This is a genomic window from Dermacoccus sp. PE3 (genome assembly GCF_001021715.1).
Classification (GTDB): domain Bacteria; phylum Actinomycetota; class Actinomycetes; order Actinomycetales; family Dermatophilaceae; genus Dermacoccus; species Dermacoccus abyssi.
On sequence record NZ_LDCM01000001.1, the window covers coordinates 254,245 to 267,790 of the forward strand.

Consider the following 13,546-nt stretch of genomic DNA (forward strand, 5'->3'; position numbering starts at 1 on the left):
GTTCGCGGCTGACGCGAGGCCCGACCCGGAGTCCCTGCTCCGCGGTCGGGCCTCGTTCGTCTTCCCCCCGTCCTGTCCGGAAATGAACCGCCCGTCAGCGGGCGAAGACGGCGCGGGAGGCGATGACCTCGCGCATCGTGGCGTGCGCATCGACAACCGAGCGGCGCACCGACGCCGGGAGCTGCTGATCGAGCATCCGGCGCACCTCGACGTCGAGCTCCTCGCTCGCGAGGGCAGCGGGGAACGCGAGCGAGGCGACGCGGGCGAGGGCGTCCTCCCCCACCCACTCCCGCATGCGCGGGATGTCGCTGACGTAGCGCTCCACGTACGGCGCGAGAGTGGCCTCGTCGTCGGCCGACCAGAAACCGGAGGCGAGCGCGTTCATCTCGTAGTTGCTGTGAGCCGGCGAATCCTCGCTCGGCGCTGCCGTGAGCTCCTCCCAGGCCCACACCTTCGTCGCGGCGTCCGGGAACGACGCGCGAGCTGTGAGGTAGCCCAGGCGGCCGGACATCGTGTTGTCGGCGGCGAGCGCCTCGTCGAGATCGTCGATCGTGACGGCGTCGAGCTGCGCGAGGCGGCGCGCCACCCGCCAACGGAACGGAGTGTCACCGTCGAGCCCGGCGGGCAGGTCTTCTCCCCGGAACCACGGCGTGAGGCGCCCGGCGTCACCCGTACCGGCCAACAGGCGCGCGCCCGCGAGGGTGCGCGGGTCGTGTTCACCGTCGGCCTCGGCCAGCATGCGCTCGGCAAGGTCCGCGAGCCCGGCGAGCGCAGCCGGACGCTCGGACCACGGCAGGAAACGACCGACGACTGCGCCCAGAGCGAGCGAGGTGGCGACGTCGAGCACGGGCATCTGCGTCTCGGCCGGAAGCGCGGCCTCGGCTATCGCGAGGATCTGCTCGGGCGCCACCTCGGCGCGGGCCAGGCCGTGCGCGAGCGCCGTCCAGATCATGGCGCGCGTCGTCGCGTCGTCGATTCCCGGTAGCGCCCCCGCCATGGCCTCGAGGCTCGCGTTGTCGAACGCCACACCCGCCCACGTGAGGTCACCCGCGTTCGGCACGACGAGTGCAACGCTCTCGCCTCCCGTCGCAGCGGCGATGTTCGGCAGCTTCACGCGCCCGCTCACGCCGTGCAGATCGTCGGCGGCCACCTCGGCGCCCGTCTGGTCGTAGGCGGCGACGCGCACCGTGTGAACACGCGTCGCAGGGCGATCCGGGTCGGGCGTGATGACGAGTCGGGGGCTCGCGGTCTCGCCCACGTTGTCGCCGTCATGCTCGATCCGCAACGTGTCCATTCCGGCCGTCTCGAGCCACGCCTGCGCCCATTCGGTGAGGTCGCGTCCCGCCGCCTGCGAGAGTGCCTCGAGGAAGTCCGCGAGGGTGGCGTTCGCGAAGGCGTGACGCTCGAGGTGAGCGCGCACCCCGGCGACGAACGCGTCGTCCCCGATGTGGTGGATGAGCTGACGCAGAACGGCCGAGCCCTTGGCGTAGGAGATGCCGTCGAAGTTCTGAAGGGCCGTGTCCGTGTCGTCGGCGGGTGCCCCCGCGACGGGGTGCGTGGACGGCGAGCGCTCCGCCGCGTATCCCCAGGCCTTGCGGGAGGCTGCGACGTCGACCCAGGCGTCGTCGAACTCGGTGGCGGCCTCGAGCGTCCGGTTCGCCATGTACTCGGCGAAGGATTCGTTGAGCCACAGGTCGTCCCACCACTGCATCGTGACGAGATCGCCGAACCACATGTGCGCCATCTCGTGGCTGATCGTGTTGGCGCGCACGAGATGCTCGGTGCGCCCGGCCGCCCCGGTGAAGACGAGCTGGTCGCGGAACGTGACGCAGCCGGGGTTCTCCATGGCGCCCGCGTTGAACTCGGGCACGAACACCTGGTGGTACTCCCCGAACGGGTACCGGATGCCGAAGAGCGAGTGGTAGTGGTCGAACGACTGCTTCGTCACCGTGAGCATCTCGGGCGCCTGCGCTTCGAGGTGGTCTCGCAGCGACGCGCGGGCGTGGATGCCGAGGCGGATGCCGTCGTGCTCGTCGGTCACCGTGGCGAACGGGCCGGCACAGACGGTGACGAAGTAGGTGGCCAGTGGCTTCGTCGTCTCGGCCCGCCAGAGCCCGGGTTCGACCTCACGCATCGCTCCGTTCGCCACGACGATCCAGCCGCCGGGGGCGCGCACCGTGACGTCGTAGGGCGCCTTGAGGTCGGGCTGGTCGAAACACGCGTAGACGCGCGGCGCAGCATCCATGAAGAGGTGACCGTAGACATAGGCCTCGCCGTCCGCCGGGTCCTCGGCACGGTGCAGCCCCTGGCCGTCGCGGCCGTAGCGCATCGTAGCGGTGACGACGAGTTCGTTGTGTTCGGCGAGATCCGTCAGGTGCAGACGGCGTCCCTCGAGGGCCGACGCGGGCAGCTTGCGGCCGTTGAGCATCGCCGACTCGAGGCTCACCGGGTCGAGGTCGGCAAACGTCGAGGCACCGTTCTGCGCCGTGAACGTCAGCCGCGTCGTCGAGGCGAACTCTCGTGGGCCCCGGTCGAGATCCAGCTCGATGTCGTAGTGCTCGGGGCGAACGATCTGCGAGCGCTCGCGGGCTTCGTCACGGGTCAGCGTCATGGGCTCATCCTGCCACCGCGACCGAGTCGTTGAGGGGAGCGCGAACGCGTCGCGACACGCCGGAGGCGGAGCGACCGCGTGGTCGCTCCGCCTCCGTCTGTCGGCTGGCGCCGGTGGTCAGCCCTGGTGCGGACCGGGCCGGTAGGGCCCGTCGAACCGCTGGGGCATCCGGATGCGCTGGCCGGCCATCTGCTCGAGGCGCTCGATGCGGTCGGCCGTCTTCGGGTGCGTGGAAAACATGCGCGAGATGTCCTGCGCGCGGAACGGGTTGGCGATGAACGCGTGGCTCGCGTTCTGCAGCTGCGGCGTCGGCGCGAGCGGGGCCGAGGCGACTCCCGCTTCGAGCTTGGCGAGCGCCGAGGCGAGCGCGAGCGGGTCGCCCGTCAGCTTGGAACCGTCCTCGTCGGCGTCGAACTCACGCGTGCGGCTGATGGCCATCTGGATGACCGACGCTGCGAGCGGCGCGAGGAACGCCATGAAGAGCATGACGATGGGGTTCGGGCGGTTCTCGCTGCTCGAGCCGCCGCCGAAGAACATCATCATCTGCGCGACGCTCGTGATGAGGCCGGCGAGGGCTCCGGCGACGGACGATGTGAGGATGTCGCGGTTGTAGACGTGCATGAGCTCGTGGCCCAGCACACCACGCAGTTCACGCTCGTCGAGCAGGCCGAGGATGCCCTCGGTGCAGCAGACCTTCGCGTTGTTCGGGTTGCGGCCCGTGGCGAACGCGTTGGGTGCCTGCGTCGGCGAGATGTACAGCTCGGGCATCGGCTTGCCGGCCTTCGTCGACAGCTCGCGCACGATGCGGTACATCGCGGGCGCCTGCGTCTCGCTCACCGGGTAGGCCTGCATCGCGCGGATGGCAAGCTTGCCGGAGTTCCAGTACGCGTAGAAGTTCATCGCGAGACCGATGACGGCGAACACACCGATGTAGCGGCCGTTGCCGATCACCGCGCCGAGGCCGAGCAGCAGGGCCCAGATGAGCCCGAACAGCGCGGCCGTCTTCAGCCCGTTGAAATGCCTGTGCATGTCCGGTTCAACGAAGGCTCGGGTGCGGATGTTCCGGCGCGGTCGGCCCCCGATGTGAACTTTGGCCCGATCTGTGACCGGCGCAGGTCACAGACCGAGCCAAAGATCACAGCCTGTGCGGCGGAGCGCGTCAGAAGAGGGCGAGGAGGACGTTCGGCGCGAGGCTCGTCGTCACGACGGCGAGCGAGACGAGCGCGGCGAGCACGCCGTAGACCTTCTTGGGGCGCGGCAAGGGCGTGAGTTCGGGTTCGTTGCCCGACAGCGCCGCCACAGCGGCTGCCTCCTCGGAGACGTCGTCGTTCTCGGGCGCGGGGGTGGCGACGGGCGCGAACATCGCGGCGATCCAGCGCAGGTACACCGCCACGCCGAGCACGGCGTTGAGCAGAGCGATGACGACGAGCCACCACACTCCCCCGGCGACGACCGGCTTGAGCGCCACGATCTTCGCGACGACGCCGATGATGCTCGGCGGCAGCCCGGCCAGGGCGAGAAGGCCGAGCGCGAGCGTCGCGGCCATCATCGGGCGGGTGCGGAACAGGCCGCGCAGGTCACCGATCGTCGTCTCGTGCTCGCGCGAACGGGCGTCCTCAAGGGCCGCCAGGACGACGAAGACAGCGAGCGTTCCGATCGTGTAGAGCGCGAGGTAGGCGGCGGCCGCGGTGACGGAACCACCGGCGACGACCGTCATCGGCAGCACGACCCAGCCGGCCTGCGCCACCGTCGACCACGCCATGAAGCGCAGCGCGCCGTCCTGACGCCAAGCCATGACGTTGCCGACCGTCATCGACAGGGCCGCGACGACGGCGAGCGCCGTGAGCGCGGACGAGCCGAGCGACGACGCGGCGCGCAGCACGACGAGCATGCCGCCGAGAGCACCGACCTTGGACGTCGTGGCAAGGAAAGCCGCGACCCAGGAGCCCGAGCCCTCGAACGCCTCCGGCGTCCACGCGTGGAACGGAGCGAGGGAGAGTTTGAAGCCGACACCCGCGATGACGAGCATCATCGCGAGGACGACGAGGGGCTTGCGGGCCGGGTCGGCGAAGACGTCGAGCACCTGGTCGCCGGTCATCGACGCCGTACCCGTGGCCGCGAACCACACGGCCGCGCCGAGGGCGAGGACGGCGAACGAGACGAGGGCCGTCACGAGCAAGGTGAGTGCGCCGTGAGCGGCCTGCCGGCCCCCACGCAGAGCGACGAGCGCGACGCTGGGAATCGTGGCGAGCTCGATGAGCACGAGCCAGGAGCCGAGATCACGGGCCGCAACGACGCCGACGCAGCCGGCCGTCGCGGCGAGCACGAGCATCGCCCGCACCGCGGGGTGGCCCTTCGTGCCGGGCACGTCGCTGGTCTTCTCGGCGAGGGCGAGCACCGCGACCACCGCCGCGGAGGCGAGCGCCAGGCCCTGCAGACCGACGCCGGTCTGGTCGGCCTGCCAGTAGCAGCCGCCCGAGGCGTCGCACAGGCTCGTGCCGTGACCGCCGGTCACGGCACCGACGATAAGTGCGCCGAGGCCGCCGAGACACGCCAGGACGGCGAGCACCCACGGGAGGCGGGCTCGCCCGGGCAGAACGACGTCGACGAGGAGCACGAGAAGGGCACCCACCATCGGCACGACGGCGGGAGCGAGTGCGAGGGCGTCGAAGGAAATCTTCACTTGAGGCCTCCGAGCAGCCGCGGCAGGTCGGCGTCCGCCACGTTCATGAGCAGCGTCGGCGCAAGGCCGAGGACGAAGACGGCCGCCACGAGCACGCCGATGGCGAGCCACTCGAGACCGACGACCCGCTCGGTGGCCACAGGGACACTCGCCTCGGCGTGCTCACCGGCGGTGGACGCCGGGGTGGCCCCGTCGCTCGTGCCGAGCGCGGCGTCAGCGGCCTCGGGCGCGCGCTCCCCGGCCCACACCGCACGCAGCACACGCACGCCGTAGGCCGCAGCGAGAACGGCGCCGAACGCGGCCACTGCCGTCAGGACGTGGAACAGGGCGCCCGGGCGGTGCGGAGCACCCCAGGCAGCGAACAGGGCGAGGATCTCACCCCAGAAGCCGGCGAGACCGGGCAGGCCGATGGCTGCGGCGGTGCCGACGACGAGGGCGAAACCGAGCCGCGGATCGCTGTTACGCAAGCCGACCATCGGTTCGTCGACGTCCACCGCACCGCGACGCGCCTTGAGCGCGCCGACGACGGCGAACAGGAGCGCGGAGATGACGCCGTGTGCGATGTTGCCGTACAGCGCAGCCTGCAGACCGATCTGCTGACCGGCTGCGAGCGCAAGCATGACGAAGCCCATGTGCGCGATCGACGACCACGCCACGAGGCGCTTGAGGTCGCGTTCGACGAGGCAAACGAGCCCCCCGACGATGATGCCGACCACCGCGAGAACCGCGATGACGGGGGCGATCGTGCGCCACGCGACGGGCAGCGGCAGGACGACGAGACGGATGAAGCCGTACGTGCCGAGCTTGAGCAGGACAGCAGCGAGGAGCATCGAGCCGGCCGTCGGGGCGGCCGTGTGAGCCCGCGGCAGCCACGAGTGAACACCGATGAGCGGCACCTTCACGGCGAGGCCGAGCGTGAGCAGCACGCCCGCCGTCATCGCGATGGGGAACGGCAGTGCGGCAGCCGCACCACCGGCGAGCCGTTCGAGGTCACTCGTGCCCGCCGAGACAACGAGCAGGAGGATGCCGGCGAGCATGAACATCGAACCGCCGACGGTGTAGAGAACGAACATCCACCCGGCACGACGGCGGTCGGCCGCGGCGTCACCGAAGCGGTCGATGAGCACCCACATCGGCACGAGAACGACTTCGAAGGCGATGAAGAACGCAACCGCGTCACGGACACTGAACGCCGCGACGGCACCACCGAGAACGACGAGTAGGCAGCCGTAGAACAGCCCGGGTGTGCCCTTCGGGCGCTGGCGGGAACTGACGGTGACGGCCAGCAGCGTCACGGCCGCCGCGAGGATGACGAGCGGAGCGCTGATGCCGTCGGTGGCCAGGTGGAGGCGCATTCCGAGACCGGGCACCCACGGCTTGTCGATGTGGGCGTCCGTGACGACGGCCGCGACGCACGCGGCGAGGGTGACGACGCTCGCGAGCATCGCGACGGCCCAGGCGCCGGTGTGACCGACAGGGCGTCCGAGTCGGTCGCCCGCCATGAGGGCGGCACCGACGCCGAGCGGCACCGCCACGGCCGCGAGCAGAACGAGGCTCACCACAGCGTCACCCCCAGGATCGAAGCGATGACGACGCCGACGATCACCCACGACAGGCCTGTCGCGGGACGTCGTCCGTGGACGCCGTCGAGAGCCTTGCCGGCGCGGGCCAGGGCACCGGGCGCACGCGTTGCGGCAGCGTCGACGCCCGAGTCGAGGCGGTGGACGCCGCGAGCCAGCGCGAGCACGGGACGCGTCACGAGAGTGCGGTAGAGCGTCTCGACACCGAACCCTCGCGAGGCGGCCAGCGGGATGTGGCGCGGCAGGCGACGGGCGGCGTCACCGTAGAGCTGGCCGAGCGACATGATGCGCACGACGAGGCCGGTGGCGACGATGAGCAGTACCGAGGCGCCCATCATGGCGAGGTTGAGGTGACTCGTGTCGATGTCGAACAGCGGCGTGAAGGCGAGGAGCCCGCCGAACACTCCCCCGAGCACGAGCAGCCACAGCGCGAGGCGCACCGAGACGCCCGGGCGCGGCAGCACCTCGTCCTCCTCGATCTCCTCGATCGGGTCGATCTCGTCACCGAACTCGTTGACCTCCGGAGTGCTGCGCAGCATCTCGACGATGTCGACGTCACGCACCGTGTGGGAGTCAGTGAGCACCTGACGTTCACCACGCCGTTCGAGGACGGTGCGGTGCTGCAGGATGAGCCACGCGCGGGCCGAGTACGCGGCGGTGCCGACGATGATGAGCGCGAGCATGATGAAGCCGACGAGTCCCTCGACGTGTCCGTCGCTCTGGGAGCGCACGGCGTTCTCGAGCATCGCGTCCTTCGAGACGAACGCGACGGTCGGCGGCAGGCCGGCCATCGTGAACAGGGCGAGGGTCACGGGGACGAAGGTCTTGGGCAGCCGACGGGTTGCGCCCGTCATCCGGGTGACGAGCGTGGAGCCGACGACCACCGCGAGCCAGCCGACGAGCAGGAACAACAGCGACTTGAAGAAGGCGTGACCGACGAGGTGCAGGAGCGCGGCGTCGGCGCCCTCGCCCGGGGCCAGCGCGCCGAGGCCGAGGAGCATGAGGCCGACCTGGCTGATCGTCGACCACGCGAGCAGCCGCTTGATGTCGACCTGCGCGAACGCGCTCACCGCAGCGAACACGGACGTCGCGCCGGCGACGATGACGAGGGTGAGACGGGCCGTCGGTTCGGCGGCCAAGAGCGGCAGGAACTGGGCGAGCACGACGGTGCCCGCGGCCACCATCGTCGCGGCGTGGATGAGTGCCGACGCGGGCGTCGGGCCCTCCATGGCGTCGGGCAGCCAGTCGGTGAACGGAAGCTGTGCGGACTTGCCGAGCACACCGCACACGAGGCCGAGCAGAAGAACGAGGCGCAGGGTGCCGTGGGCGTCGAGGTTCGAGGTGCTCCAGGCCGTGACGATCTCGCTGATGCGCGTCGTGCGCGCACCCATGGCGAGGCCGGCGAGGCCGACGACGAGCGGCGCGTCGGCCACGCGCGTGACGAGGAACGCCTTGAGCGCGGCGCGGCGCGGGCCCGGCTGGTTGCTCTCGTGGCCGATGAGCAGGTAGGAGCACCAGGCCATGACCTCCCAGCCGACGAGGGTGAGCAGCACGTCGTCGGAGAGGACGACGAGCACCATGGCGGCGGTGAAGGCGGAGACCGTGGCGGCGAACGAGCGGTAGCGCGGGTCGGAGAACAGGTACCAGCGCGCGAACATCTGGACGCACGTCGCGACGAAGAGCGCGACGGCCGCGATGAGCGCGCCGGTCGGTGTCACCCGCAGTTCGAGCGGCGCCTTGAGCGCGGGCCCGAGCGGCAGGGACCCGACGGTGACGAGGTGCTGGGCGACCGGCGTCGTGAGCTGCTGCGCGACGAGCAGAATCGCCGCGACGAGGCCACCGAGCGTGCCGAGGGCCGCGAGCGCGTAGGCGCCGGCGTTACGGCGCCCCAGGAGGAAAGCCAGCACCGCGCCGAGCAGCGGGACGGCGACGGCGGCCTGCGCGAGGTGTGCGGTCACGACGTCACCCGCCCGTCGGTCCGGTCGTCGACGGGCGCGTGGGCCGCGTCATCGTCGAGGCGCTCGGTGAGGTCGATGTGCCCGCGCAGTCGGAACGCGGCCAGGATGATGCCGAGCGCGAGCGTCACCTCGGCGGCGGCGAGCGTGATGACGAAGATCGTGAGGATCTGCCCTGCTGCGGCGTCGTCGGGAAGGGTCGTGCTCATCGTGACGAGGATGAGGCTCGCCGAGGCGAGGATCAGTTCGACCCCGACGAGCATGAGCACGGCGTTACGGCGCGCCAGCACGCCGTAGACGCCCGAGCCGGCGAGCACGGCGGCGAGTGCGAAGGGCAGGAGGAGGTGGATCACTTCGAGCCACCGTCCTTGCGCGTGCCGATCATCGCGAGGGCGCCGACGAGCGCGGCGAGCAGCACGAGCGAGAGCACCTCGAACGGCCAGGCGAAGCGGCCGAAGAGGTTGGCGGCGAGGTTGGCGTTCGTTCCGCCGTCGAGGCCGACCTGCTGCGACCCGAAGGCTGCCGCGAAGGCTGCGAAGAGCAGGCCACCGGTGGCTGCGGAAATGACGAGGGCCACCATCCGGCCGGCCATCGGCACGTCGTGATCGGCGCTCTTGCCGATGGGAGCGCGCGTCAACATGACGGCGAACAACACGAGCACGACGACGGCACCGACGTAGACGAGCAGCTGCACGAGCGCGACGAGTTCGGCGCCGAGCACGAGGTAGCAGCCCGACAACGTCGTCATACACAGGGTGAGCCACAGCGCGGCGTGTACGAGCTGACGCGTCGTTACGGCGCAGACGGCCGACACGGCACTGATGAGGCCGAGGCAGCCGAAGAGGGCGTCGTGCACGGTCATGGGCTCACTCCTTTCGTCGTCGTCGCGTTGGCTCGGGTCACTTCGTCACGTTCCGGCGCGCCACCCGTGGGGGCTTGCTCGCCGCTGCGACCTCGGGCGCCTCGGGGGCACGCTCGTCGAGGTCGGGCGGGGCCGGAACCGTGCGCATCCACTCGCCGAGCTGCTCCTTCTCGTGGAGCAGGTCGCGGATGTCGCCGGAGGCGTACTCGAACTCCGGGCTCCAGAAGAGCGCGTCGAACGGGCACACCTCGATGCAGATGCCGCAGTACATGCACAGTGAGAAATCGATGGCGAAGCGGTCGACGACGTTGCGCTGACGATCACGCCCACCCGGCGTCTCGCTGGGAATCGTCTCCTTGTGCGAGTCGATGTAGAGGCACCAGTCGGGGCACTCGCGCGCACAGAGCATGCACGCGGTGCAGTTCTCCTCGAGCAGCGCGATGACGCCGCGACTACGCGGCGGCAGGTCCGGCTTCTCGTCCGGGTACTGACGCGTCGACGTCTTCTTCGTCATGGTGCGCGCCGTCGTGGCCATTCCGGAAAGAAGGCCGCGGATCGGCCCCTTCTCGCGGCCCGAGGCGGGCAGGTCGTGGACGTGGTGAGCGTGCTCGTGCACGTGCTCGCCGTGGTCGTGGTTCGCGTTTTGCTCGGTCATGCGGTGTAGATCACTCCTGCCGCGGTGAGAGCCAACTGGAACAGGGCAAGGGGAACGAGGAAGAACCACGCGAAGCGCTGCAGTTGGTCCTCGCGCAGGCGCGGCCAGCTCATGCGCACCCACAGGACGACGAACGCGACGGCGGCGGTCTTGAGCAGCATCCAGACGAAGCCGAGCGCCCCGTCGAACGGACCGTTCCACCCGCCGAGGTAGAGCGCGGCGAACAGCGCCGACATGACGACGATGCCCGCGTACTCGGACAGCAGGAACAGCGCGAAGCGCAGGCCCGTGTACTCCGTCATCGCACCCATGACGACCTCGGAGTCGGCCACGGGCATGTCGAACGGCGGGCGCTGCAGTTCGGCGGTGGCCGCGATGAGCAGCACGATCGCACCGGGCAGCTGCCACAGCAGCCAGATCGGGTGCCAGGCGTGCACGATGCCGCCGATCGAGAGCGACCCTGCCGCCATCGCGAACGACGCGCACGCGAGGATGAGCGGCACCTCGTAGCTGACGAGCTGAGCGGCGGAACGGAACGCGCCGAGCATCGCGTACTTGTTGCCCGAACCGAAGCCGGCCATGAGCGTCGCCACAGTGCCGATGCCGGAAACGGCCAGCACGTAGACGAGCGATGCTGGCAGGTCGCCGGCCACGGTGGACGGCGTGAACGGGATGGCGACGAGGGCGAGCAGGTAGCTGAACATCGAGACTGCAGGCGCCAGGCGGAAGACCGGCTTGTCGGCGGCGCGAGGAACGATGTCCTCCTTCTGCGCGAACTTCACACCGTCCGCGATGAGCTGCGCCCATCCGTGGAAGCCCCCGGCCTTCATCGGGCCGAGGCGCCCCTGCATGTGGGCCATCACCTTGTGCTCGGCTTGGCCGAGCACAAGCGGCAGCACCATGAAGCACACGAGCACGGCGACGCTACGCAGGACGATCTCGAGGACGCTCATCGCGGCCCCCACGTCTCGTCGGGCACGCCGGGGGCCATGACCTTGCGACGCTTCGAGGCGCCCGCGCGGCCGCCGGACTCACCGGGATCCTTGATGCCCGGCCACTCCTTGCTCGCACGCGCCGTGAGGACGAACGACTTGCGCAGCGGCGTACCGGTGAAACTCGCGGGCAGCAGGAGCTTGCGCACGCCCTGCCCCGTGCCGTCGTCGAAGCCGGCGAAGTCGATGCCGAACATCTCGAAGGTCTCGCGCTCGTGCCAGGCCGCGCCGCGCCACAGCCCGGTGAGGCTGACGATACTCGGGGCGCCCGCACCGTGGTCGTCGACTTCGAGGCGCGTGCGTACGAGGATGCTGCGGCGAGCGCCGCCGGCGATGTCGTACAGGTGCGTGACGATGTCGAAGCCCGCGGGCTTGCCGTCGGAGGGACCGGATTCGCCACGGTCGCTCTCGTCGACGGCGGTGAGGAAGTCGAAAAACGTGAAGCCCTCCGAGCGCAGACGCTCATGGGCTTCGACCCAGTCGGACGTCTCGACGTCGTGGGTGGGGACGTCGCGCGTCATCCCTCACCATCCTCGTCGGTCTTCGCCTGCTCCGTTTTGGTCGGCCCCGCCTTGGTCTCGTCGGTCTGCGCCTGCTCGGCGGCGCGACGTTCGCGTGCCTTACGGCGGGCCTCGGCGATGCGGGCGGCACGCTCGTCGTCAGAGATGTCGGCCTTCGTCGTCGGTGCCTTGGCGGGGGCCTTTTCGGGGTCGCCCGTCTGCGCAGCCTTCTCCTGTTCCGCCTTGCGCTCACGCGCCCTACGGCGCGCCTCGGCGATGCGGGCGGCGCGCTCGTCGTCTGGAGCGTCGGCCTTCGAGGCCGGCTTGGCCACGTCGGCGGCTGTTTCCTCGGTACCGCCTGACTGTGCTGCCTTCTCCTGCTCGGCCTTGCGCTCACGCGCCTTGCGACGAGCCTCCGCGATGCGGGCCGCACGCTCGTCGTCGGAGAGGTCGGTCTTCGCGGCGGGCTTGCCGCCGTTGTCGCTCGCGCCTTCCCCAGCGGCCGGCGAGGTGTCCTTCTCCGCCTTGCGCTCTCGCGCCTTGCGGCGGGCTTCCGCGATGCGGGCGGCGCGCTCGTCGTCGCTGAGATTCGCCTTGCCTGCGGGCTTGGCGTCCGCAGGTGCGGGCTCGGGCGTTGCCTTCGACTCGGTGGCCCCACCTTCCTTCGCGGGCTCTGCCACCGTCTCCGCCTCGGGTGCGGCGGGCTTCGTCACGAGGGGGCGCTGCACCGATGCGGCGGTGCGCCCCCGGCCGGCGAACGGGTTGAGGCGGGCGAGGATGCCCTCGCTGCTCACCTTCTCCTCAGCGATCTGGTTCTGGAGCGTGACGATGCCCTGCAGCAGCGCCTCAGGGCGCGGCGGGCAGCCGGGCACGTAGACGTCAACGGGCACGAGCTGGTCGACGCCCTTGGTCACGGAGTACGAATCCCAGTACGGCCCACCTGAGTTCGAGCACGCACCGAAGCTGATGACGTACTTCGGCTCTGGCATCTGGTCGTAGAGGCGCCGCACGGCAGGAGCCATCTTGTCGGTCACCGTGCCGGAGACGACCATGAGGTCGGCCTGCCGCGGGCCGGGAGCGAACGGGATGACACCGAGGCGGATGAAGTCGTGACGCGACATCGACCCGGCGATGAATTCGATGGCGCAGCAGGCGAGCCCGAAGTTGAAGACCCACAGCGAGTACCGGCGACCCCAGTTGAGGACGAGGCGCATCGGCTTGGGGGCGTGTTCCTGAACGGCGCCGACGCTCGGACGCACGGTGGGCATGGGCAGATCGGTCGTCATCGGATCACCCGCCTCACAGCCAGCTCAGGACGCCGCGACGGGCGGCGTGGGCCAGACCGACGAGAAGCACGAGGATGAAGATGCCCATCTCGACGACCGAAGCGACGCCGAGCCCGGAGGTGCGCAGCACGAGCGCCCACGGGAAGAGGTAGACGGCGTCGACCGCGAAGACGACATAGAGGAACGCGTACGCCACGTAGCGGAAGCCCGACTGCTGCCAGTCGCCGCCGCTCGGGTCGACTCCCGACTCGTACGTGGCGAGCTTCGCCCCACTCGGAGCTCGCGGTGCCAGAACTCGACGAACCACCATGGCAGCCGTGAAGAGACCGACGCCCCCGAGGGTGACGCCGAGCACCACGAGGTAGCCCAGGAGTCCGGAATTCACCAGGCAAGCCTAACGAGCCGACTCGCCGGGGGCGGAA

Annotated in this window: 11 protein-coding genes and 1 pseudogene; all 12 read right to left on the bottom strand. The window is 70.3% G+C overall.

Annotated features, from left to right (window positions below):
* Positions 1–94: 94 nt before the first annotated feature.
* Entirely contained in the window at positions 95–2,611 is a 2,517-nt protein-coding gene (gene pepN, locus AA983_RS01235; RefSeq protein ID WP_047310427.1) for an aminopeptidase N, read from the bottom strand.
* A 117-nt stretch (positions 2,612–2,728) separates the two neighbouring features.
* Positions 2,729–3,640 carry a zinc metalloprotease HtpX gene (gene htpX, locus AA983_RS01240; protein WP_047310428.1) on the bottom strand — a complete coding sequence of 304 codons (912 nt, stop codon included), beginning with the start codon at positions 3,638–3,640 and terminating at the stop codon, positions 2,729–2,731.
* Between the two features lie 130 nt (positions 3,641–3,770).
* Entirely contained in the window at positions 3,771–5,294 is a 1,524-nt protein-coding gene (locus tag AA983_RS01245) for an NADH-quinone oxidoreductase subunit N (RefSeq protein ID WP_052946733.1), read from the bottom strand.
* A complete protein-coding gene (locus AA983_RS01250) occupies positions 5,291–6,853 on the bottom strand; it encodes a NuoM family protein (protein WP_156170120.1) in 1,563 nt (520 codons plus the stop codon). Before AA983_RS01250 ends, AA983_RS01245 begins: the two co-directional genes overlap by 4 nt.
* Positions 6,850–8,832, bottom strand: a complete 1,983-nt coding sequence (locus tag AA983_RS01255; RefSeq protein WP_047310430.1) for an NADH-quinone oxidoreductase subunit L — start codon at positions 8,830–8,832, stop codon at positions 6,850–6,852. The genes AA983_RS01250 and AA983_RS01255 overlap by 4 nt, the downstream gene beginning before the upstream one ends.
* The gene (gene nuoK, locus AA983_RS01260; protein ID WP_047310431.1) at positions 8,829–9,182 is read right to left on the bottom strand and encodes an NADH-quinone oxidoreductase subunit NuoK; all 354 of its coding nucleotides are present in this window, start codon (positions 9,180–9,182) and stop codon (positions 8,829–8,831) included. The genes AA983_RS01255 and nuoK overlap by 4 nt, the downstream gene beginning before the upstream one ends.
* Entirely contained in the window at positions 9,179–9,691 is a 513-nt protein-coding gene (locus tag AA983_RS01265; protein ID WP_047310432.1) for an NADH-quinone oxidoreductase subunit J, read from the bottom strand. The genes nuoK and AA983_RS01265 overlap by 4 nt, the downstream gene beginning before the upstream one ends.
* Before the next feature lie 37 nt (positions 9,692–9,728).
* A complete protein-coding gene (locus tag AA983_RS01270) occupies positions 9,729–10,346 on the bottom strand; it encodes an NADH-quinone oxidoreductase subunit I (protein ID WP_082128608.1) in 618 nt (205 codons plus the stop codon).
* A complete protein-coding gene (locus AA983_RS01275) occupies positions 10,343–11,299 on the bottom strand; it encodes a complex I subunit 1 family protein (protein WP_047311067.1) in 957 nt (318 codons plus the stop codon). Before AA983_RS01275 ends, AA983_RS01270 begins: the two co-directional genes overlap by 4 nt.
* Positions 11,296–11,859, bottom strand: coding sequence for an NADH-quinone oxidoreductase subunit C (locus tag AA983_RS01280; protein ID WP_047310433.1), 564 nt, complete (start codon positions 11,857–11,859; stop codon positions 11,296–11,298). Before AA983_RS01280 ends, AA983_RS01275 begins: the two co-directional genes overlap by 4 nt.
* A 776-nt stretch (positions 11,860–12,635) precedes the next feature.
* Positions 12,636–13,124 (bottom strand): annotated as a pseudogene (locus AA983_RS01285) (NADH-quinone oxidoreductase subunit B); the annotation flags it as partial.
* A gap of 13 nt (positions 13,125–13,137) precedes the next feature.
* Positions 13,138–13,509: an NADH-quinone oxidoreductase subunit A gene (locus AA983_RS01290; protein ID WP_047310434.1), complete on the bottom strand. Its 372-nt coding sequence runs from the start codon at positions 13,507–13,509 to the stop codon at positions 13,138–13,140.
* Between the last annotated feature and the right edge of the window lie 37 nt (positions 13,510–13,546).

Excerpts from the sequence above, each read along its gene's own strand:
- AA983_RS01280 (WP_047310433.1), bottom strand. The coding sequence starts at position 11,859 with ATGACGCGCGACGTCCCCACCCACGACGTCGAGACGTCCGACTGGGTC.
- htpX (WP_047310428.1), bottom strand. The coding sequence starts at position 3,640 with ATGCACAGGCATTTCAACGGGCTGAAGACGGCCGCGCTGTTCGGGCTC.
- AA983_RS01265 (WP_047310432.1), bottom strand. The coding sequence starts at position 9,691 with ATGACCGTGCACGACGCCCTCTTCGGCTGCCTCGGCCTCATCAGTGCC.
- AA983_RS01275 (WP_047311067.1), bottom strand. The coding sequence starts at position 11,299 with ATGAGCGTCCTCGAGATCGTCCTGCGTAGCGTCGCCGTGCTCGTGTGC.
- pepN (WP_047310427.1), bottom strand. The coding sequence starts at position 2,611 with ATGACGCTGACCCGTGACGAAGCCCGCGAGCGCTCGCAGATCGTTCGC.
- AA983_RS01270 (WP_082128608.1), bottom strand. The coding sequence starts at position 10,346 with ATGACCGAGCAAAACGCGAACCACGACCACGGCGAGCACGTGCACGAG.